This window comes from Methanosarcina sp. DH1 (assembly GCF_020804205.1).
Lineage (GTDB): Archaea > Halobacteriota > Methanosarcinia > Methanosarcinales > Methanosarcinaceae > Methanosarcina > Methanosarcina vacuolata.
The window spans coordinates 156,175-179,687 of sequence record NZ_WJBJ01000022.1 but is presented as its reverse complement, the minus strand read 5'-3'; the positions used below and the strand labels follow the sequence as shown (position 1 = coordinate 179,687).

Below are 23,513 nucleotides of genomic sequence, written 5' to 3'. Positions count from 1 at the left end.
ATAAATCGGATTTGTTTGTTTCCCTGTATGGTGATGAAATGACAAAAGCAAGAAACATCGCAATATATGGAAAAGGCGGTATCGGTAAATCAACTACCTCATCAAATCTTTCAGCGGCTCTTTCTGACCTGGGTCTTACAGTAATGCAGATAGGCTGTGATCCCAAGAGCGATTCCACAAATAACCTGAGGGGAGGCAAATCGATTCCTTCGGTTCTTGATGCTATGAGAAGCGGAAAAAGAATTGAGATCAGTGACATCGTCTATGAGGGGTTCAATGGAATTCTCTGTGTGGAAGCAGGAGGCCCGGAGCCTGGAGTCGGATGCGCTGGCAGAGGTATTATTACTGCAATCGAACTCTTAAGGCAAAAAAATGTCTTTGAGGAATTTAACCCCGATGTTGTAATCTATGACGTGCTTGGAGATGTCGTCTGTGGAGGATTCTCAATTCCTATCCGTGAAGGGGTAGCAGAACAGGTATACACTGTTGCATCCTCGGATTTCATGGCGATCTATGCTGCAAATAATCTCTTCAAAGGAATAAGGAAATATGCAAACAACGGCGGTGCCCTTTTCAGCGGAATAATTGCAAATTCAATGAACCAGCCGATTCAAAAAGAGATAATAAATGATTTTGCACGTCAGACAAAAACAACAATTGCCGGATATGTTCCCCGTTCACTTGATGTTACAAGAAGTGAACTCCGAGGACAGACTGTAGTTGAACATGCACCTGATTCTGAGCAGGCTGAGGTATATAGAGAACTTGCAAGAGGCATTTTGAATAACAATAAGAAATATGTTCCTGCGCCTCTCGAGTCTGAAGAACTCAAAACATGGGCTGAAAGCTGGTCAGATATACTCCTCAGGGAGCGTGAACAGGTACATGGACATGAAGGAAAAATGAAAAGCAGTAGCATTGAAGAAGGAACACCAATAAGTTCCGAAGCATGAGATACTCAAAATTCGGCTCTGTAGAAATCTCTTCAAATCGACAGAAACGGATCAGATCCAATTATTGAAATCCATTTCACGTCTTGAGTCACAGGTATTTGAGGTTCCTCCAACCACCGGATTTCTACAAAGTCTGAAATTTGTATCTCAAACTCTTTTATAAATTTAAAACTAAATGAATCCAAAGCTCCTGTTGTGAATTACTCATATAGCAGGAGTTTTCGAACTTACAGTTTTTAACTCGATGAACTTAAATCCTTATCTGGGCATTGGGGCATTCCATCTCTTTCTTCTATCTTTTTCTTCTATCAATTTCTTTCATCTCTTTCTTCTATCTTTTTCTTCTATCTTTTTCTTCTATCTTTTTCTTCTATCACTTTCTTTCATCTCTTTCTTCCATCGGTTTTTTACTAGCGACAATTGCTTTTTTCAAATAGTTTCATCGGAAATTTCCAGTGATTTGTTCGTTATGTGGACAAAACACTTTTATATCTTAAAAAATAATTATCATCACGATTGTGAACAATATAAATTATAACTTCACAATTGTGAAGTCAGCAATCAATTAAAAATCATACATTGCGGTAGAAATAATGGGATTAAGTGAGCGAAATCTAAAGCAAAACAAAAATTACCGAATTATGATTGATTCGGAGGGGATAGGCCATATTAGAATAATCAGACGCATTAACCTGAAAACTCTGATTGAAATATTCAAGGAGCTTTACCTTGAGCTTAAAAAATATCCTGACAAAAAACCGCATATGAAAATATACATTTCCCACTCAATTTACGAAGAGATGTCAGATAACATGAAACATTTCCATGACTTTGCAGTCTCATGTATGGATGGGACATTTGAACTGATTGTTATTAGCTAATTACTCGTCTTAGCTAATTATTTATTTCAAGTTAGTCAAATATTTGAAATAATACTATGCTCTAGTTTAGGGCATATTACATATGGGTTACTGAAAGTCACAATTGTACAAAAAATGGCTATTGAAAAAGCCATTTTTGGATTATTGGGTAAACAAATATCCTTTTTGTGTTCCTTTTGGAAATTTCGGCCAAAAGGTTTAAAAACAAAGAATCCTTCTATGGAAATGGTGATTCACTATGAGGGATCGTTTTTGTTGAAAATGAATCTATAAACAACAATGTGAATGAAATTAACTACGAAAAACTTGAAAAACTGCCCCCGTCGGCAAAGCTGGTATTTAAAACACTTGAAGCTAAAGGGCAGATGACACAGAAAGACATAATTCGTGAAACAATACTTCCTTCACGCACAGTAAGATATGCAATAAACAGGCTAAAGGAAGAAAAAATTTTAATGGAACGTTTTTATTTCATTGACTCACGTCAGAGTCTTTATGAAATAAGAAAGCCTTCAAATCAGGTTCTGGCAGTATGAATTAAAAAATGCTTTTCTGTGCAACTGGATCAAACTTCATTGTATATTCGAATATTTGATTTTTGAGGCATATAAACCTCAATTATTTTTTAGAAAACTACTGTTAATAACTAATTTTAAGAGTTAATCTCAAATCCAAAACTTCTCTCCTATATTTCATACTCTGACTAATTATTCAAAATTCAAGATAGTGAGAGTCTTTTTAATTTTTTCTGGTTTTTCTCCAATTTCAAACATTAGTTAGACTACTATCAGTTTTGAATGACCTTGCTTTGGCTACAATCTCTCATATCAAAGAAAATAGGCTCTTCGTCATCCCCTATGGATAAGATGATTTTCAATTCAAGGCTGTATTGGTTTTTGGTTGTATTGTTTTTTGGCTGTATTGTTTTTCATGAAAATATTATGAGGATATCCACACAAAACAACGAAGAGCCTTTTAGTTTTTCACGATTTAAAGTGGAAATCTAAAGAGACCAGAAAATAATAAAAAGTCTCTTCTTTCTAGCACTTCTCTATTACTGCCAATAATTGCCGGGAAGCCTGTTTAGCTTAGGGGTGGTCCACAATCTTGTACCGTAGCTTAATGCTATAAGGTTAAACCAGTAAAGAAAAATTAGATCTCTATATTAGCAAAATAGAGTTAAAATAATATTATTTGTTAAAAATATTATATAGAGTGAGAGCATAGTATAAATTGCGTTCTCATCTATTACAAGACCACATAGCAAGACCTATTCCACAAGAAATACTTCAACGCCTACTCCGAAAAATATAATATAAAAGTGAAGAGATAAGAAGCTCGCAACCCGTGAGTCCAATACCAAACCTCTTCCTGAACAAGACTTAATAAGTGCCGTTCGGAACTTCCAGAATTTCTCAGGTGGGAACGCATCTCTTTTCCTAAATAAATGTTACAACGCAATATTATCCTAAAATGTAGTTCTTTTACTTTTCGGATAGAATCCAGGTCAGTTCACATTCATTGCTCCCCTATCACAGGCAAATATCAGGATTTCTCAAACCTCCCAACTCAAAACCCTCCTCCTCAACAACGTTTATATGTAGTAAGGATTACAGTACACCTGATTTTTCCGAACGTTTTATATTACTCATTAGATTACTTAATATATCATGACATGTAGAAACATGGCATTCATGTATTAAAATTTACAACCTGATAATGGTTTCATAAATAAAAAAGAAGGTTCTGTTAATGAAATACTGGCAGCCGAAATACGAAACAATGAATCCCGAAGAATTGAAGAAATTACAGCTAAAACGCCTTCAACACAGCGTAAAGCTGGTCTATGACAATGTTCCTTTTTACAGGCAAAATTACAAAGCAGCCGGAGTCACTCCATATGACATCAAGACCCTCGATGATGTCCGTAAATTGCCTTTTACACGGAAAACCGACCTTCGGGACAACTATCCTTTCGGGCTTTTCGCTGCCAAAAAAGAAGATATAGTACGTATCCATGCCTCGTCCGGAACCAGCGGGAAACCGACAGTTGTCGGGTACACGGCAAAGGATATTGAAACCTGGTCTGACCTGGTCGCCCGTGACCTCACGATGATTGGGCTTTCAAAAAGCGACACTATTCAGAACTCAATGAATTACGGGCTCTTTACCGGAGGCATAGGTTTCCACTACGGTGTAGAAAGAATGGGCGCAATGGTCGTGCCGGCTGCAACAGGAAACACCGCCCGGCAGCTTGAAATGATGATCGACTTCGGCGTAACTGCAATCCACTGTACCCCTTCTTATGCCTTTTACCTTGCCGAAACCGCTGAAGAAATGGATCTTATAGACAAACTCTCCTTAAAAGCCGCTATATTCGGAGGGGAGCCCTGGTCCGAAAACACGCGGAAGCAGCTCGAAAAGCGGCTCAACCTTAAAGCCTATGACTGTTACGGTCTGTCCGAAATGTTCGGTCCAGGAATCGGGTTTGAGTGTCAGGAGCAGGACGGCCTGCATATCTGGAGCGATAACTTCCTTGTAGAAGTCCTTGATGAAAACGGAGAACAGGTATCAGAAGGTGAAAAAGGCGAACTTGTCCTCACTTCCATCAACAAGGAAGGCTTCTGCAACGTTCGATACCGCACAGGCGACATGACAAGGCTTCTTGAATCCGAATGTGAGTGTGGCCGGACAACCACAAGAATTTCCCGTCTCATGGGCAGAGCCGACGACATGCTGATCGTAAGAGGAATCAACGTTTTCCCCTCCCAGATCCAGGACGTGATCTCTCGCATCCCGCAGGTAGGCGAACACTTCCAGCTCATCCTTGACCGTAATAAACACATGCTAGACGAACTTACAATCGAGGTCGAACTCGAAGATAATGCCTTTACCGGCGATCTCAAAGACCTTAAAGCCGTCCAGAATTATGTCCAGCACGAACTCAAAGCCGTCCTGAATATCCGCACAAATGTCGAGCTCCTTGAGAAAGGTAGCATCGAAAGAACTGCAGGAAAGGCAAAGAGAATCATCGACAGGCGGCCGCAGCTCTAACCGGAAGGGCAGCCTCAATTATCAAGAAATCAGGGAAAAATTATTCCCTGGTCTTTTTTTAACCTTTTTTGAGACCTCTTTTTCAGCAGTCTTTTTTAGATTACTCCAGTTTCTATTATCCAGCTCGCGTAGCAGAGAGAATCGCTTTTCAGAACCTTCAGAACTCCGGACAACCCTATGCTCGACGAAATAGAGTGATTTTTGCGTAAAATCTTAAAATAAACTGAAATTTTTTGATTTTGTTTAAATGAAGCCTACAATAAGCCAAAATTTTAAAATAATCTATTTTGGCCATCTGAAGCAATAAAAAAGTATTATAAAATACAGCTCTGGCTTGTAAATACAAAAAATGAAGAATACAAAAAATGAAGAATACGAAAAATGAAGAATACGAAAAATGAAGAATACGAAAAATGAAGATATGTGTTATAGGTAACACATATCAGCCAGAGTTTGAATTTGCCTTATATCCCGGTTGCTTTCCCCTTAACTCTTTGGATCAAATTTTATAGCCCGGTCGTATACTATCTCTGAGTAGGCTGGCCCGGTTTTTGTTGTGTTCTCCATGTAGGCCCTCCAGGCAACAAAAAGCGGCTGATCCGGCTCTATGCCGTGAACTCCCACACCGTAGGGAACCTCATAGCAGTATTGATCATCTTCGCTGCAGTTCCTGGCGAGCTTGTAGACATACAGGTATTTCGCATTTGGATTGTCATGGAGGTATTCCTCGGCAGATCCATTGAAATCTGCGTCTGTAATTGCTCTAACGCCATTCCACACATCTGCTCCGTATATTGCGAAGTTCGAGTACGTCGCCTTTCCTGTGGCTACATGGTTAACCCCATAGACAATTATGAATTCATTGGAATCGTTGCCTAGGGTAATTGCCGGTTCTCGCAAGAAAGGATAGTACAGCGAGGTGTTAACGAAAGGAGGTGTCGGTGAAGAGGCAGTCTGGTTTGCTGTCCATAAATAGCACGCATCGTTGTTAGGCCCTACACCGTTAATTCCTCTCTGGATAGCATCACTCCCTACTGGAACTGCCTGACTGGTCGGAAGTTCTGTGGCACTTGACTCATTATATTTGTTAAGAATTGCAATCCTTAGCTCTTCGAGATCATCCATAAGCTCAAACTCTGTTTGCCCGGTTCCGCGGACTCTTAGCTCCGGATAATCATACGGGTCCAGCTCCGTAGTGTTGTTGGGTGTAATCCTGAAAACAGTTGCAGGCGTATTATTTATGTAATCCTCACCAGCCTGTGTGTCATTGAATAAGGCTGGGCGGACAAATGCGGCAAACGTATCGGAATCATTCTCCAGACCCATTTTTAATATGGTTGATGGCAACACCTGGGTGTTAATTATATCGTCTGAGTATCCCGCAGATTGGGCAGCAGCCCGGATGCGTTGGTCAATGCCTCTGTCGGCCGTAATTATTATTACCGTGGTTTGATTGAAAGGATTTCCAGACGACCCGTTTGGAGTCCCTTCGGTTTTAATAACCAGGTCGTTCACCGTATCTGCTATGTTGGAAAAGAGCCATCTCCTTTCATTACCAATCGTCCTGTGCATTATGTAATGATCGTAGCTGAAGTACCTGCATTCCGGAGGTGTTCTTCCCACGAAAACAACAGCTTCATCAGGACCAAGGTTCCAGAATGGAGTTGTATTCCCGCTCATCCCAAGCGTACTGGTTAATTTAGAAATCCGTTCATCTACTCCCTGACCAGTTGCTGCTGGAACAAAATATGCCACATATTTTGTGGTGGGATTGTTTCCATATGCAGAAGGTAATATTCCTTTCTCTAACATCCCTATTAAATCGAAGTAACCCAGTTCACCTTCCTGTACGGTGAACCCCTCCTGTTCTAAAGCCTGTTGAAAAGCTCCCGCTTCGTATGTTTCATTCGCTGCGAGGCCGGTTCCTGTTAGCAGTATAAACGAAATGCCAAGTATTATAACTGGTATACAGTTTTTCATATACCATATCCCCCTATAAGCTATAGTTATTCTAGCAAAGAATTACATTTAAAAAATAAAAATTGCACTTAAAAAGAAAGGATCTCTTCAATCTCTTTTAAGACTGTGTGTTTTTGATTCTTTCTAAAAATAAAATGTAAATCTTTGCGACTGACAATATAATAATCATTAAATATATTAGAAACCTTGGTGGAGCGTTAATTATACTTGAATAGTTGATCTGTTGATTGTTCAAATGAACCCTTATACTCATCCTGTTTTGATCTGTTTCTATTTCGTAAAAATAGTGTCACAGAAATACCCAAAACATATAACAAAACTTTAAAGCCCATTTTTCATGTTATGCCCAAATAACCGGTTGTAAATACTGCTTTCTAATATCCCGGACACTCAACGCTCGACGCAGGAGAGCGGCCTTTCCGGAAAGCCTAAAGTAAGTTATCCAAAACTCTTATCCAAAACTACAGAAATGAAGTAAGTTATCCAAAACTCTTAGCCGAAACTACAGAGTATCTAAAGCTGAAGGTATCCTTAAAACAAAATAAGAAGCCTCATAAAAAGCATTGTACTCAAAAGATTATATATTGTTCATTACATACACTTCCTATTAAAACCACATAATCACACACACTTCATATTGAAACCACATAAATTTGTAATAAGGAAGTATAACAATGGCCGGAGACTTGAAGGAAATTTACCATCTATTTAATCCAAATAAAGCTCTTCAAAATGATGATTTGAAAAACTACTATGTCGAAATTGATCAAAATGAAACAAATATTGACGAGCTTAAAATCCGCCTTGAACTTAGCCTTGAAACTCACGAGCCAATTAAACTCCTTTTCACTGGTCATAGAGGATCAGGTAAAACAACAGCATTAAACCGTCTTGTTTCATACCTGAACAGAGAAATGGAAGGTAGTTTTTTTATCGTACATTTTAGTGTCCTTGACCTCCTTGATAACAATGATATCAACTACACAGATGTCTTATTTTCAATACTTACAAAAATAATGGAAAAGTGCCAGGAAAACTGTGATATAAGTCCTTCACTGGTTGAAAGAACAAAAAGATGGGGAAAATCCATAACAAGGACAGAGATATCTGAAGATAAGGTGGAAGCAGGTGCAGGCTTAAGTTTACCTGCTTATTTCATCGAATTACTGGCAAGGATGAAAAGTGAAACAACCACCAGGCAAGAAATAAGAGAGGAGATTCAGCCACGTGTTTCTGAACTAATTAACTTGATAAATGACATAATCGCTGAAATCGAAAAAAGTGGAAAACAGGTAGTTGTCATAATTGACAACCTTGAAAAATGCGACTATGAGAAAGCATTAAATTTATTCTACTGCCATAGCACTCAGCTAACTCAGCCAATTTGTAAAATCATTTATACATTTCCAATTTCTCTCCGAAGCTCGAATAAATTCACCCAGATTAAAATGAATTTTAGTGAGGACATAATTTATCCGAATATCAAAGTTCATGAAAAAGACGAGAATGTAAAAGAAACAAATGGCAGAACCTTCATGAAACAAATTGTGGCAAAAAGAGTCTCGACTGACCTATTTACTCCTGATGCCCTTGAGTATATTATTGACATGAGTGGCGGCGTTATCAGAGAGTTCATACGAATAATTAGAGATTCAGCAGTACGTGCCATAGCCAGAAGAAAAACGTTGATAGACAAAGATATTGTCGTAGAAGTAATAAATGGACTTAAAAACTCATATCAGGCGCAGTTGAGCGATGAAGATTATGAAGTACTTTTGAATATATACGAAACAAAGGATATAAAACGAGACGAAAAACTTGTTGGTCTGCTTCATAACCTCAGCGTGCTTGAATACAAAAATGGGAGAAGCTGGTGTGATGTTAATCCAATAGTCAGGTCGATTCTCGAAGAGAAAAATCTTCTTCCAAGGTAATAAATATGAAGGCATGAATAAAAATCATTGCTGAATAAGGTTGAAAGTTTTACATTAACTTGTGAGTCTAAAAGGTAAAAGTATGGAATTAAACCCCTCTCATTTAATGAAAATTGAAGAGATAGTTACACTTCTTGATCTCTCAGACGATTGCACGATTGCGTTTGTTCGTTGTAATGAACCTGTTTTATGTGATGCAATCTATAAAGAAATTCTTGAACGGGTACATAATAAAATCTATGTTTATAATATTCAAATGAGTGAAGATTCCGTAAATCTTTTTCAGCTTTTAGAGGGAATAACCAAATCGGATTCATACAATTCAAAAATTAGTGAAAATAAGAAAATCGCGTTTTCTGTTTTTGGTCTCAATGAAACAGTAAAAAAGAAAAATGCAAACGGAAAGTCAGAAGCCCTGCTTCTATTGAATATGATGCGGGAAAAGTTTCTGGAGATCAAACATCCTATACTGATCTGGATCAACAGTGCATCGCTTAATTCAATACTTGAAGAAGCGCAGGATTTCTTTTCATGGAGAACTACTATTTTTGATTTTGATATAAAACGAAAAGTAACTTCCAGTCCAGTGTTCGAATTTGAAGATTTTGACGGTATGGATAAAAAAGGGCTTGAAGAACTTGTTGATTATTACAAAAATTTAATTATAGAATTTGAAAACAACGAATTGAAAGATCCTTATAAATTTGCTTATTGGAATTACAATCTAGGAATAATTGAACTGTTCAGGGGATATTCAAGAGAAGCTGCAAAATATCTTGAAATGGCTAAATCAATATCATCCACTCTTGACAACAAACACCTAAAGGGATCCATATACAGTAATCTAGGTATAACCTACTACTATCTTGGAAATTTGAAAAAAGCTATTGAATATTCAGGGCAGGCTCTTAAAATTACTAAAGAACTTGGAAATAAAAAAGAAGAAGGATTTATTTTCAAAAATTTTGGTATTATCTACGAACAACTTGGTCATATAAGAAAATCAATTGAATATTATGAACAAGCCTTAAAAGTTTCAAGAGAAATAGGTGACAGGCGCGGAGAAGGTGCAGACCTTGGAAATCTGGGGTTAGCATACAGTGATCTGGGCGAAACCAGAAAAGCAATTGAATATCACGAACAAGCCCTAAAAATTTCAAGAGAAATAGGCGACAGGCGAAATGAAGGTAATCACCTTGGAAATCTGGGGTCAGCATACTATAGTCTGGGCGAAACCAGAAAAGCAATTGAATATTATGAACAAGCACTAAAAATTTCAAGAGAAATAGGTGACAGGCACGGAGAAGGTGCAGACCTTGGAAATCTGGGGTTAGCATACAGTCATCTTGGCGAACCCAGAAAAGCAATTGAATATTATGAACAAGCACTAAAAATTTCAAGAGAAATAGGTGACAGGCRCGGAGAAGGTGCAGACCTTGGAAATCTGGGGTTAGCATACAGTSATCTTGGCGAAACCAGAAAAGCAATTGAATATTATGAACAAGCACTAAAAATTTCAAGAGAAATAGGTGACAGGCGAAATGAAGGTAATTGGCTTGGAAATCTGGGGTTAGCATACAGTGATCTTGGCGAAACCAGAAAAGCAATTGAATATTATGAACAAGCACTAAAAATTTCAAGAGAAATAGGTGACAGGCGCGGAGAAGGTTCAGACCTTGAAAATCTGGGGTTAGCATACAGTTATCTGGGCGAACCCAGAAAAGCAATTGAGTTTTTGAAGCAATCCCTTGCGATAGGAAAAGCTATTGAAGACCCGAGGATAATTATCTTTTGTGAGAAAAAGTTAAAAGAACTTGATGGAGTTGAATAAAATGAAAACTCAAACTATTATCCAGCCCCTAATAATTCTCCAGATTCAAGATGTCCTCCAACTTCAAAAAATATACTTCAGACTATTATCAGCAAGCTGAAGTCCAAAAAGTAATCTTTCAAAAAAACAAATTTTACTCTTTAAATAGACTCATTTCTTATAGACTCATTTCTTATAGACTCATTTCTTATGGACTCATTTCTTATGGACTCAATTATTACAAATTTTCTGAAACCTCTTCTCATGAGCTTGATACAAATATCCCAAAATCAGCATTAAAAGATCCTAACTATTTCTTTTGCCTTTAAGAAATTTATACATCTTGATGACTCTAAAAGTCGTAGCAAAAACTTTAAAAACAAGGCAGGAAGATCTAAAAGCATGAAAAGCGGAAGTGAGAACGGTTCTCCTGAGGCCCTGACAATATCCGATGACCTGGAGCTGGGGGAAGTAAAAGCTATTAGAGAAAAGCTTTCTGAAATGCACAATGACATTAAAAAAGTGATGGAATTTACCAGCAGGCTGCGTTTAGAAGCTGCTATTGAAAGGTCCAGGCAAGAGTATTCAAATGCTCTTCTCAATCACCTCTTCGAAGACATCGATTCCGGTCTTGAACAGAACATGGTAAAAAAATGCCCTGAAAAGCAAAAATGTACTTCTGCATTTACGGCTCTTCTGCAGCAAAATGCAGGGCTTATAACGAAAAATAGAGTAGATGACAAATCAATATCGGACAACAGAAAAAAACTGGAGGAACTTAGATGCGAAGCTCCTTACAACAAATGTGAGAAATGCTTTTCCGAAGTATCGAGCCTTCTGGTAAAACAGGTAAACCTTATGCGCTCTATGAGGATTTATACTAACAACCAGGAACAGAAACCGAATATTTCTGCTCTTAAAACCTCTGTAGTTATGAGTGAGATCCTTGAGCCGGTCTCAAACCCCCAGCGTCTGGAAATTCTCAGAGCAGTAGCATTCGAAATGAAAAGTTTCTCTGCTTTTTCCGAACTTACGGGCCTCAGAGGAGGAAATCTGCTCTTCCATCTCCAGAAACTTATGGAAAGCGGGCTGATTCTACAACAGCACGAGAGGGGAGATTATATGATTACTGAGAAAGGTTTCAAGATACTTCAGGGTCTGAACGAAATTTATTCTTCACTTCAAAATTATCCACTTCAAAATTCCTCAAAGCAGACACCTGAAAAGAACGATCTCATGGAAAGAAAAGAGAAAACAGAGATGACTATTTAAACTCAGGTATTTTTGATCCTCAATTTTACAGCGTTCAACCGTGCAACTTTCCATTTTTTAAGCACTATCTGGTTAAAATGAGTAACTCAGGTGTAGTAATACAGTTGAATGCATTAACTATATTTCAGTGCCGATTAAGTATATATCAATAACCTGCCAATAACAGAGTGTAGAATGAATTCTCCGGGGAAATCAAACTGCAAAGAACCAGAATGTCAGACAAAGCATATATAAAAAACACGGAATAAAACTTGAAAAAACAGCAAAATATGAGGAGTAAAAATGACTGTAAAAGATGATATTCACGGGCAGATCGTTGCAGGTCTTAAAGATGCAAAGTTTCCTATAAATACCCCTGAAGAACTGCTTGCTGCATTTCCTGCAGGTGCAGATACTACATGCAGGTCGGGCAACCTTGAAGTTACTGCAGGAGAAGCAGGAAAATTGCTTACTCCAGCAGATTTTCCATTCAAAGACGCAAAAAAAGTAGCAGACACAATAGTTGAAAGAGCAGGACTTTAAGTCCTGCCCTTTTATTACAAAGGGAGCGTAGAGGGTCACGAATAACCCATTCTTTACAGGCTGTCCTACAACTACCCTTCGTAATAAAATAATTCCTTTTTTTTTGATTTAAAGGCTTTATTTGCTTTTATTCAGAACTTTTTTATTACTTCCAATAATTGCCTGACAGCCTGTTTAGGGCGAGGTGGTCGCCCGCAATTTGATTTTGTGACAGTTCCTTTGTATATATATTACAAACTCCAGTACCAATGGTAAGAATCTCCGTAACGATCTTACCAATATTACTGTTCCAGAAATAGCTAAAACTCCTATTCCTTCAAAAAGCAGCTCAAACGAGGACAATACCACGGAAAAAGTCGATAACCAGCGGGAAATTTTGATAAGAAGTTAGGTCGCCGGCCAGCAGCACCGAAAGGCGATAAAAATAAAGAAAAAAAATAAAGAAAAAAAAGAACGAAAAAAAAGAACGAAAAAAAGAAAGAATCAATCGATCGGAGCCAGAATTACTTAACCGAGGGCCTTTCTTATTTTTCCCATTTTGGTGAGGGTCGAGCATACAAGCTGGGAAACTTCCTCGTCCATACAATTTCCTTTACTTCCTGCCTGCAGAAGATCAGGCTGCATCATTTCTACCAGGATGCGATATGAAGGTTCGGGGCTGGTTTCAAGATCAAAGACCTCATGCAGGATATCTAAATCTTTGCGGACCTCCTTCAGGCATTCCCTGGATAGAAAACGAGAAGCTACATTGAGATCCAGATATCCTGATGCAAACTTCAGGTCACCTGCAAGGGAGGGGAAGTATTTTGTAAGTAAGTTTTCACAGGCAGCTTCTCCGAGTTTTTCCCGAGCTTCTTCAAGAGCACGGCCTGTCCCTATGAATTCCGGAGGCAGGCCTATGGAATAAAGAGCGCCTGTAAACTTGATTGCCCTTGGAAGCTGAAGGTCTTCAGCAGGCATACTGGCTTCAAGCTCTTTTCCAATATCGGTACGGCAGAGTTGAACTATGCCTGAGATATCAGGAGCGCTTCTTGAATAGCCGCCTGTACCTTTGTGCATAAGACGATCCCGCTGCTGTGGGAGAAGGTCAGCTATCCGGTTTATCACAGGAGCCAGTTGCCTGAGAATTCTGCTGTAGCTTGCTCCAAATATCCCAATGAGGTTTATTATTTCTTCTTTTTCTTCGACAGAAAAGAGTTCAGGCATTTCAGGTAGCCTGGCCTTTGCAAGTTTTACAAGGGATTCAGCGTCCCCTTTTTTATGGCTGTACCTGAGCGCGGACTGGAGTGTAATAGTTCCGACCCCACGGTATTCCCGGAAAAAGTTCTCCGCATTCTTCAGGTCCAGGTGTCCTCTGAAAGGCAGTGTTCCTGCTCCGAATATAATGCCAGTTTGGGTGTCTATTTCGGAATTTAGTTCGCAGATTCCGTTTATTGCGTATTTGCATGAAAGCGTGCTCGCAATATGCCCAAAAGAAAGAGCAGAGTCGGATTTACCCAGAAACACCCGGAATTTCTCAGGTACTGTCCCTAAGTGTCCTTTCCAGGCAAGAATCGTATTTTCTGCAAGTTCTTTTGCATTCAGCAGCGCAGGAGCATCTTCTATGAGAGGAATTATGCGAGGGACTTCCATTGAGAAACCAAATTCCTTTTTTGCAAGCTCACTTACGTCTACCATGTGCTGTTGAGCTCCAATAATTTCCCTGACGCTATCTGTCATGGGATGCACGAATTCACTGATCGCCTGGACATCCGAGTATTCAAGGGCATTGTAATTAGCCTCAGCAATTGACATCATAACCATGAGCTGCCTGAACCGGTTTTCCTGAACCGCACTCGGAGCTCGAGGAGTGATAAAAATATCTTTTCCTGGGATCAGGTCTGTTTCTTCTATGAATTTTGATACAATCTGGACATTCTGATGGTAGGGAGTTGCCTTCCCTTCATAATCCGGCATATACTCATCACAGCCGAATATCTGTGCAGCCTCTATAGCTTCTCCCGGCTCTTCCTGCGTCGCAATATATTTTGACGCCGAGTCCGGATGCTGGGTGCACATTACTTTTGGAAAAACGGTTTTTTTACTCATGAAACGAATCCTCACTGTGTACAGCTCAGACCTTAGTTTACCACTGAACTGAGTGTTGAACTTACTATGAAATGCGCTGCTGAATTTCTTACTGAATCCGTTAGTGGATTTATTACTTGACTTGCAGTTTTTTAGTGAATAGCAGGTAAAGTCCGTTATTGTTAACCATTAGTTTGGTACAAATCAGCATCGAAGCATATTGTTTACTTTATGATAAATGTTTCCGTTTACAATAAGTTGACATTTAATACTTGAGTTAACAAAACTACTGAAACTATAACATAACGATTGAAACTATAACATAACGATTGAAACTATAACATAACGATTGAAACTATAACACAATGATTGAATATATAACATAACGATTGAGAATTGTACCCTGAAGTCTCAAATAGAAAAGATTATTTCATAAACAAATATGCAAAATTACTAAGATGGTGACGACTACAAACTTTTAAAAAGAGTTTGATGAAAAACGGAAAACTGCTTGCCTGCAAATCTTTTTAAAAAAGGCTTGAGCGAAAACTCCAGTAACGACATAGGAATGATAAAAATATAACTTCAAATTTGCAGTTCAGGAATTGATCTATAATTTCATTACCACAATAATGATTCTTAGCAACAAATGCCTTGATATTTATACTTGAATCATTCCTAAATATCTCTCCTCATTCTCCATATGACTATTTGATGTAAAGATAGTCGAATTCTTTTCATAACGTCTTAAAATCAACTAAAACAAACAGTAAGCTCCTTCTTCATCAAATGGGATATATCCTATTTTGTCGCTTATCAGCAGTTTGTAATACTCCTTTTTGTATTTCACAATTCTCTTCATGAGTGCCAGAACTCCCTTGTAAAGAGTACAAGCACGGTATAAACCTCAAGTCTGCCTACCCACATATTACTGATAAGAATGATTTTTCCCAGTGATGGGATTGATTCAAAGTTTGCCATAGGTCCGACAATGTTAAAACCCGGACCTATGTTTCCGAGAGTCGTTATCGAAGCCGTAGCCGAGCTTACCATGTCAACTCCCAGTAGTGTTAGAAGCACTGTACCTACGACAAAAACACCTATATAAAGCACAACAAAAGAGAGTATTGACTGCAAAATGTCATCCGGCACTGCTTTATTATTAAAGCGGATAGGTTTAACAACTCTGGGATGAACAAATTTAAAAAGTTCTCTCCTTGCGTATTTTAACATCAGCATAAAGCGTACAACTTTCATGCCTCCACCTGTAGAACCTGCACAGCCCCCGATAAACATGACTGAAAGAACCAGAATTTTTGCCGAATCTTTCCACATATTAAAATCAGTTGAAGCAAAACCAGTGGCTGTCATAATAGAGGTTATCTGAAATATGGCATAACGGAAAGAATTGAACGGAGAAAATCCCATATCTTTGAATAGAACCAATGTCAGTAAACCTGTGAAACCAAGGATATAAAAAGAATAGGCCTTGAATTCTTCGTCTCGGAAGAGAACAAGCTTATTAACACGAATAACCCGGTAATAAAGGGCAAAGTTTGCCCCCGCAACAAACATGAAAAATGTAAGAATAAATTCAATAACAGGACTGTGAAAAGCTTCTATTCCTGCATTGTAGGTAGAAAATCCTCCGCAAGCCATACAGGCAAAGGTATGATTGAGAGCATCGTAAAGGGACATTCCTCCCAGCACCAGAGCCACAACTTCAAGAGCAGAAATGAGAACGTAGAGCGTCCACAGAATCCTTGCAGTTTCCCGGATTCTTGGCTTCAGCTTATCTTCAGTCGGGCCAGGTGCCTCGGCCCTGAATAGCTGGCGGCCGGCAACTCCAAGCTTTGGTAGAACTGCTATGAAAAGTACAATAATCCCCATTCCTCCAAGCCAGGCGGTGAAAGAACGCCAGAAAAGAAGCCCTCTTGAGTAGCTCTCAATATTTATAAGAATCGAAGAACCCGTTGAAGTAAAACCCGACATTGTTTCAAAAACCGCATCAATAAAAGAGACCCCTTCAAAAAGAAAAGGAATAGCTCCGAAAACCGCTGCTGCAAGCCAGCTCAAGGCTACAATGGAAAGCGCTTCCTTTTGCTGCCAATCCTCACGGCCTTTAAACCGCATGAGAAGCAAGCCAGAAATAAGGGTTATGAAAAAAGAGACAATGAAGGGTACAAGAGGTTCCCGGTAGTAAAAAGCTACTAAAAGAGGAACAAGCATTGTAAAAGACAGAAGAAATAGAATTTTCCCTAATGCATTAAAGACTGCCTTGTTATCTATAAGAAACCACCTGCCTTTTAAAGTTCATCTGAAAAACTTTTCTATCTCCGACATTGCAGAAGCCATGGAAAAGATGACCACTCTATCCTGGTTTTCAATGACGAAGTCCCCTCTCGGGACTATAGTATCTTTTCCCCGAACCACCATATTGACGAGGGCTCCCCTTGGGAATTTGACTTTGTTTAAAGGTTTCCCGACAATTTTCGAGTTCTCGGAAGCCGTATACTCTATGATCTCTGCCTTTTCGCCTTCAAAGGTCGTCAGGGTTTGTATTCCTCTGCCCATTGTGAGCTTAAGTACCTCGTTTACAGTTGCTTCCCTGGGACTGACTGCCAGATCTATGCCGACCATTTCAAAGAGGGGCAGGTAGTCCGAGCGGTCAGCCCTGGCAATCACTTTCTTTGCACCCAGTTGCTTTCCAAGAAGGGAACACAGGAGATTTTTCTCATCGCTGTCCGTAACCGAGATAACAACATCCATGTTCTCAATGCCTTCCTCCCTGAGTAGACTGATGTCGGTGCCGTCTCCATTTAAAATAAGAGCGTTTTCCAGCATTTCTGCCACTTCTATGCAGCGGCTTTTACTGTACTCGATAATTTTAAGGTCGGCATTCTCTTCTTTGTCTATCAGTTTAGCGAGATAAAACCCTACAATGCCGCAGCCTATAAGAAGAATTCTATTTTTGTGGGGTACCTTGCTACCTAAAGTACTGCCTAGCCCTTCCATAGTCTCAGGTTTACCCACAACTACCATATGGTCGTTTGCCTTAATTGTGTCGCTTCCATGAGGAATAATTATTTCATGCTCTCGAAAAATTGCACTGACAATGCAACAGTCGGCAAGCCTGAGGTCCTTAATCTGTTTTCCTATAAGTTTGTTTTCGGGACTTATTGCAAACTCAGTCATCCGGACTTTTCCATCGGCAAACATTTCGGCACTTATCGCGGATGGACTTGACAGGATCTCAGCAACTTCGGAGGCAAGTGAAAGTTCAGGGCAGATCATGAGATCGACTCCAACCTGAGACCTTGAGGTTACAGGCGAATCAATATAATCCGGGTTGCTGACTCTGGCAATAGTTTTAGTTTCCTTCCATCCGGGCTTTCCCCGGGTAATCAGCTTTGCTGTCATGCAGGCTACAATGTTAACCTCATCTATACCGGTTACAGCTACAAGCAAATCAGTACCCTGAAGGATATCTGATAGGATCTCAGCATTTGCTCCGTTTCCTTCGATAACAAGCACATCAAGTTCGTCTGCCCGTTTTGACGCTTCTTCAGCATTTTCAATAATTATTACATCGTTTTTGGGGGAAAGAGCCTTTGCGATGTGATAACCTACTTCCCCTGCGCCGATAATTATAACCTTCATAGCACACCTTCAAAAAAACTGTTTTTAACTAACCTTATACTGTGGGGCCTGGCGGATAAAAAGAACAGGCACGAGATAATAGATACGAATATTATATAACTAGAGAAAGTTGAGAGCACACCGATAAAATGAAACTGTAAAACACAGCTCAATAAACTGTTTGTGATAATATTAATCGGCGTGTTGACCATCTCTGGAAATTAAATGTGTTGCAAACAGAATTTTGTACGATCCAGGCTTTTATGAATACAACTGGAATATAACCACAAGTTAAAATTCTAAAATTAAACAGTTATATAAATGTTTTCAAATATTTACAGCAAGAAACAAAATACAAAAGTAAACGAATCTTGAGAAAATAAGATAAAGTAAAGAAAAAGGTAGAAAAGGAAAAAGAAAGGGTCTCAAAAAGGGAACACGAAAATAAATTCAAAAACCAATCTTAAATCCTAATAAGAAACTTTTGGATATTAATTTAAATTTGTGCACTAAATATAGAAGAACGACAGTTAAAAAGAAAAAGATGCCTCTAAAATGATAAAAAGGGGCTAAAAGCCGCTTTTAATTTTCAAAGGCATCCTTTACTTTTTCGAAAAATCCTTTGTTTTTCTTGGGTTTCTCCGTAGATCTCTCGGTCCTGTCGTTTTGATTTCCTTCAGGATTTTTACTGCTGCTCAGATCTTCGAACTGACGGAGGAGCTCTTTTTGCTCGTGAGTAAGCTTTGTCGGAGTCTTGACTACAACCCTGACGAGCTGGTCGCCTTTTTTACCCCCGTGAAGGTGCTGAATCCCTTTATCTTTAAGCCTGAATACGGAGTGGGTCTGGGTTCCTGCAGGGATATTCATCTTGACCTTTCCATGTAGGGTATCGACCATTATATCCATCCCGAGCGCAGCCTGGGCAAAGGAGATAGGAAGCTCGGAAATTACGTCATAATCAATTCTCTTAAAGTATTGGTGTTCCATCACGTGAAGCACAACATAAAGATCTCCGGCTGGAGCCCCGGGTTCTCCCGAATCTCCTTCTCCACTGAGCCTCAGGTTCATGCCTGAATCGGCTCCAGCAGGCACGTTTACTGTTATCTTCCTTGTGTTTCTGACTCTGCCTGTACCGCTGCATACCGGACAGGGAGATTCAATAACCTGCCCCCTGCCGTGACAGGTGCTACAGGCGGTGGTGCTTACAAACTGCATACCCAATCCGGAGCGAGTAGTACGGATTTGCCCTGTGCCTCCGCATGTGGGGCAGCGCTTCGGGCTTGTTCCGGGTTTGGCTCCGGTTCCGGAACATTTAGAACATCTTTCCGTTCTAGGGATGTCGATATCTTTACGGACTCCAAAAGCTGCCTCCTCAAAGGTGATGTAAAGATCATACTGGAGATCGGCTCCTCTCCGTGGCCCCATAGGACCTCTTCTGCTTCCTCCGCCAAAAAACATTTCGAATATATCTCCGAAGCCGCCGAAATCCGCACCACGGAAGATATCTTCTGCACTGTATTGCCCGTTTATTCCGGCATGTCCAAAACGGTCGTACTGAGCGCGTTTCTCATCATCTGAAAGGACGGCATAAGCCTCAGAGATCTCCTTGAACTTTTCCTCAGCTCCAGGTTCTTTATTCCTGTCAGGATGATACTTTAGCGCAAGTTTTCGATAAGTTTTCTTTATATCCTCGGGTGAGGCATCTTTGGATAATCCGAGAATATCGTAATAATCACGTGTTGTGGCCATCAGGATTCCCTGTTATTTTAAAAAAGATAAAGCTCCGGAGCCTGAAAAGCCAGGTTTCCGGTAAGGCCTGAGAATCTCCAGGCCTGTTTCATTACTTTGTTTTTGCTTATTTACGCTTTTCGTCGTCAACTACCTCATAATCGGCATCAACGACTGTCTCGTCAGGACCTTTCGCATCTTGGCTTCCTGCTGCTCCGCCTTCAGCCTGCTGAGCTTGCTGGGCTTTCTGGTACATTGCAGTGGAGATTGGGTATACTGCTTCCTGAAGAGCTTCGGTTTTTGACTTTATGGCTTCGCTGTCCTTACCTTCAAGAGCTTTCTTAAGGTCGTCGATTGCGGCAGTTACCTTTGACTTCTGGTCTTCGGTTGCTACATCTCCGGCTTCCTTCAAAGTCTTTTCCGCAGCATTGATCAGGGCTTCGGCATTGTTTCTGGTCTCGACATCTTCTTTGCGCTTTTTGTCTTCTTCGGCATGCAATTCCGCATCTTTGACCATGCGCTCGATTTCGTCATCCGAGAGCCCACCCGGCTTCTGGATGGAAATGGACTGTTCCTTACCGGTCCCAAGGTCTTTTGCACCTACATGCAGTATCCCATTTGCGTCGATATCAAAGGTAACTTCAATCTGTGGGATGCCTCTTGGAGCTGGTGGGATACCGTCAAGAGTAAAGCGGCCGAGAGTCTTGTTTTCGGAGGCAACTCCCCTTTCTCCCTGAAGGACATGAATCTCTACTGAAGGCTGGTTATCAGCAGCAGTTGAGAAGACCTGACTTTTCTTGGTCGGAATTGTCGTGTTTCTCGGGATAAGTGGGGTTGCTATACCTCCGAGCGTTTCTATTCCTAGTGTCAGAGGAGTGACATCAAGCAACAGGACGTCTTTGACTTCGCCCCCGAGCACACCGGCCTGGATAGCTGCCCCGATTGCAACGGCTTCATCAGGGTTGATGTTCTTGTAGGGTTTCTTGCCTGTAAAGTTTTCCACAAGCTCGACAACTGCAGGCATCCTTGTGGCGCCTCCGACGAGGATCACTTTATCAAGATCACCTGGAGTGAGCTTTGCATCACTGAGGGCCTGGCGCATAGATACGAGGGTCTTTTCAAGGAGGTCCTCAGTCATCTTCTGGAACTGGGCCCTTGTAAGGTCGGTATCAAGGTGCTTTGGTTCGCCATCAGGACCAACTGTTAGGAATGGAAGGTTGATATTTGTACTTGCAACTCCGGACAGCTCGATCTTGGCTTTTTCCGCAGCATCGGTTAAGCGCTGGAGTACAGCTTTGTCTTTGGAGAGGTCAATTCCCTCGTTTTTCCTGAACTCAGTAAGTAAGTAGTTAACTATACGCTGGTCAAAGTCGTCTCCTCCAAGGTGAGTGTCCCCGCTTGTGGATTTCACCTCAAAGACTCCGCCTCCAAGTTCGAGAATAGATACATCAAAGGTTCCGCCTCCCAGGTCGTAGACAAGAATTGTTTGTTCTATATCCCCCTTATCGAGACCATAAGCCAGGGATGCGGAAGTTGGCTCATTGATAATTCTCATGACTTCAAGGCCTGCAATTGCCCCTGCGTCCTTTGTAGCCTGTCTCTGGGCATCATTGAAATAAGCAGGAACAGTAATAACAGCCTGTTTGATAGTTTCTCCAAGATAAGCTTCTGCGTCGGTTTTGAGCTTCTGCAGAATCATTGCGGAAATTTCCTGCGGCTTATACTGCGTTCCCTGAAGAGTCACCTTGTAATTGGCGTCTCCCATATGCCTTTTAATGGAATAAACAGTATTTTCAGGATTCGAAATGGCCTGCCTCTTTGCAACCTGGCCTACAAGTTTCTCTCCTTTTTTGGAAAATCCGACTACTGACGGAGTTGTCCTGGCGCCTTCGGCATTTGGGATCACGACAGCTTCCCCGCCTTCCATTACTGCCATGCATGAGTTCGTAGTACCAAGGTCAATACCCAGTATTTTTGCCATGTTTTATCCTCACTAGATTACCTGATTAAATTATTCAATTAAAGTTTTCATTCAATTATAAAGTTACAAAATATTTAGATAAATCATTAAGTTAAATTATTAATTAAGTTATCTGGTAAAGTTATAGTAAAGCTGTTCAGCTTAATTATGTTCAGCTTAATTATGTTCAGCTTAATTATGTTCAGTTCAGTTTAATTATGTTCAGTTTAATTAGAGAGTAAGTATGCCTGAATTAAGGAGTAAGATTTTTCTCCTTTATTTCTCGGCCTCATCAGGGTTTCTGGCCACTGAGACCATAGCAGGCCTGATAATTTTAGAGTTAAGAACATATCCGGTTTTGTAAACCTCTACTATAGTATTGTCCGGGACTTCAGAGGTCTCGATATGTTGAATTGCCTCATGCCTGTGAGGGTCAAATTCACTGGCTTTTTCACTTTCGATCTTCTCAAGTCCGTATTTTTCGAGGATTGAGAAATACTGCCTTGAAAGCTGTTCTATTCCACTGATGATTGAGCTCATATCATCTGCAGTCTTTGCAGAGTTAAGGGCGCGATCAAAATTATCCGTTACTTCAAGAAAGTCAAGAAGTACCTGCTCAAGCACAGCTTTCCGGTTTTCCTCCATCTGGCGGGCGGTCCGTTTTCTGAAATTGTCAAAGTCGGCTGCAAGCCGGTAATACTTATCCATGAGAACCTGTTTCTCCTCCTGGCACCTGACTTCAGGACTTTTCTCAGCTTCCGAACTGGCAGAAGCCTCTTCGGGGTTTTCCCGTGCTTCATTAATCTCTTCCGCCGAAGAACCAGAGTTTTGGGCTTCAGAATTTTCAGCCCCAGCTTGGGCATCTTCGTTAGAATCCTTATTCTTTTCTTTATTGAATATTTTCATTCGTCGAACCCCATCAAGTAAGTACAACGGTTTCGCTCGTCCTGATCTGTGATTGTTTGTAATTCTATAAATAGTTTTCGAACGGTTACGGATACATATTACTCCAGAAAGAGAAGAAAAAGAAAAATCAGTAAAAGTGGTTTTGAAGTTTATAAAAGAGTGCTTTGAGCATTACGACGCTTGCAATCATGGAAGCCGCAACTGCTGAAATCACCTGATCCCACCCGATGGCTGAGATTCCTCCTCCAAGTGCAAACTGTACGCCGCCTACAAGCGACACAAACACAAAGGAAAAGCCAAAGCCTGCAAGAGCTCCTCCTACAAGGGAACTCAGGGTGTCAAGTCCATGCTTTTCATAAAAAACCATTCCTGCAATAAACATTACTGCAAAAATCAAAAGTACAACTGCGGAGGGCAATGGACTTTCTTTTGTGGAAAAAACCTCAAAGAGCCCAAGCCCCATATCAACCAGGAATATACCCATGAAAACCGCAATGGTAAGGGTTTTGACAAACGGGTTTTCAAAGATCGACTGAGTATTTGGGTTTATGCTGTTAATAGTACCAGGCACCTTTATGTTTTTCAATGTTTAACTTTATGGTATAAACTGTATAATTTATATAAACTTTTACATACTCAACTTCATTTTTAGCAAGCCTTTTCAAAAAATTGCTTTCCCGAAACCGTTGACCCGAAACCGTTGCGCCTGTTCATCACAAACCGTTGCGCTGGTTTATCACGCCGATAGGGTTCGGGGATAAGGTTATCAGACTCAAACGCAACCGTTGCGCTGGTTTATCACGCCGA

At 40.3% G+C, this 23,513-nt stretch carries 16 protein-coding genes; 8 read left to right on the top strand and 8 right to left on the bottom strand.

Going from position 1 to position 23,513, the window contains the following annotated elements:
* Positions 1–38: 38 nt before the first annotated feature.
* The 4 genes from FXW07_RS12875 (at position 39) to FXW07_RS12860 (ending at position 4,888) form a co-directional block, all read left to right on the top strand.
* The gene (locus FXW07_RS12875; RefSeq protein WP_048119883.1) at positions 39–953 is read left to right on the top strand and encodes a nitrogenase iron protein NifH; all 915 of its coding nucleotides are present in this window, start codon (positions 39–41) and stop codon (positions 951–953) included.
* Positions 954–1,594: 641 nt separating this feature from the next.
* The gene (locus tag FXW07_RS12870) at positions 1,595–1,834 is read left to right on the top strand and encodes a hypothetical protein (protein WP_198146814.1); all 240 of its coding nucleotides are present in this window, start codon (positions 1,595–1,597) and stop codon (positions 1,832–1,834) included.
* 281 nt (positions 1,835–2,115) lie between these two features.
* Complete coding sequence (locus tag FXW07_RS12865; RefSeq protein WP_048119888.1) at positions 2,116–2,370, top strand: helix-turn-helix domain-containing protein; 255 nt, start codon at positions 2,116–2,118, stop codon at positions 2,368–2,370.
* Positions 2,371–3,586: 1,216 nt separating this feature from the next.
* A complete protein-coding gene (locus FXW07_RS12860; protein ID WP_048119890.1) occupies positions 3,587–4,888 on the top strand; it encodes a phenylacetate--CoA ligase in 1,302 nt (433 codons plus the stop codon).
* Positions 4,889–5,374: 486 nt separating this feature from the next.
* Here FXW07_RS12860 and FXW07_RS12855 read toward each other — a convergent pair whose 3' ends face one another.
* The gene (locus tag FXW07_RS12855; protein ID WP_229395764.1) at positions 5,375–6,868 is read right to left on the bottom strand and encodes a hypothetical protein; all 1,494 of its coding nucleotides are present in this window, start codon (positions 6,866–6,868) and stop codon (positions 5,375–5,377) included.
* A 686-nt stretch (positions 6,869–7,554) separates the two neighbouring features.
* On the opposite strand from FXW07_RS12855, the gene FXW07_RS12850 reads away from it, so the two are divergent.
* From FXW07_RS12850 to FXW07_RS12835, 4 genes are all read left to right on the top strand, one after another.
* Entirely contained in the window at positions 7,555–8,802 is a 1,248-nt protein-coding gene (locus FXW07_RS12850) for a P-loop NTPase fold protein (protein WP_229395763.1), read from the top strand.
* Between the two features lie 586 nt (positions 8,803–9,388).
* Positions 9,389–10,633 carry a tetratricopeptide repeat protein gene (locus FXW07_RS12845; RefSeq protein ID WP_229395762.1) on the top strand — a complete coding sequence of 415 codons (1,245 nt, stop codon included), beginning with the start codon at positions 9,389–9,391 and terminating at the stop codon, positions 10,631–10,633.
* 381 nt (positions 10,634–11,014) lie between these two features.
* The gene (locus tag FXW07_RS12840) at positions 11,015–11,884 is read left to right on the top strand and encodes a winged helix-turn-helix domain-containing protein (RefSeq protein WP_229395761.1); all 870 of its coding nucleotides are present in this window, start codon (positions 11,015–11,017) and stop codon (positions 11,882–11,884) included.
* A 282-nt stretch (positions 11,885–12,166) separates the two neighbouring features.
* On the top strand, positions 12,167–12,406 hold the full coding sequence (locus FXW07_RS12835) for an MTH865 family protein (RefSeq protein WP_048119896.1): 240 nt from the start codon (positions 12,167–12,169) through the stop codon (positions 12,404–12,406).
* 507 nt (positions 12,407–12,913) lie between these two features.
* Here FXW07_RS12835 and ppcA read toward each other — a convergent pair.
* The 7 genes from ppcA to FXW07_RS12795 form a co-directional block, all read right to left on the bottom strand.
* Complete coding sequence (gene ppcA, locus FXW07_RS12830) at positions 12,914–14,494, bottom strand: phosphoenolpyruvate carboxylase (RefSeq protein ID WP_229395760.1); 1,581 nt, start codon at positions 14,492–14,494, stop codon at positions 12,914–12,916.
* An 837-nt stretch (positions 14,495–15,331) separates the two neighbouring features.
* Positions 15,332–16,762 carry a TrkH family potassium uptake protein gene (locus FXW07_RS12820; RefSeq protein WP_229395800.1) on the bottom strand — a complete coding sequence of 477 codons (1,431 nt, stop codon included), beginning with the start codon at positions 16,760–16,762 and terminating at the stop codon, positions 15,332–15,334.
* Positions 16,763–16,786: 24 nt separating this feature from the next.
* Entirely contained in the window at positions 16,787–18,133 is a 1,347-nt protein-coding gene (trkA, locus tag FXW07_RS12815; RefSeq protein WP_229395759.1) for a Trk system potassium transporter TrkA, read from the bottom strand.
* Between the two features lie 561 nt (positions 18,134–18,694).
* Positions 18,695–19,861 carry a molecular chaperone DnaJ gene (gene dnaJ, locus FXW07_RS12810; protein ID WP_229395758.1) on the bottom strand — a complete coding sequence of 389 codons (1,167 nt, stop codon included), beginning with the start codon at positions 19,859–19,861 and terminating at the stop codon, positions 18,695–18,697.
* A gap of 106 nt (positions 19,862–19,967) precedes the next feature.
* Positions 19,968–21,821, bottom strand: coding sequence for a molecular chaperone DnaK (gene dnaK, locus FXW07_RS12805; RefSeq protein WP_229395757.1), 1,854 nt, complete (start codon positions 21,819–21,821; stop codon positions 19,968–19,970).
* A 255-nt stretch (positions 21,822–22,076) separates the two neighbouring features.
* Positions 22,077–22,706, bottom strand: coding sequence for a nucleotide exchange factor GrpE (gene grpE / locus FXW07_RS12800; RefSeq protein ID WP_048154830.1), 630 nt, complete (start codon positions 22,704–22,706; stop codon positions 22,077–22,079).
* A 127-nt stretch (positions 22,707–22,833) separates the two neighbouring features.
* Entirely contained in the window at positions 22,834–23,292 is a 459-nt protein-coding gene (locus FXW07_RS12795) for a heat-shock protein (protein ID WP_082091062.1), read from the bottom strand.
* Between the last annotated feature and the right edge of the window lie 221 nt (positions 23,293–23,513).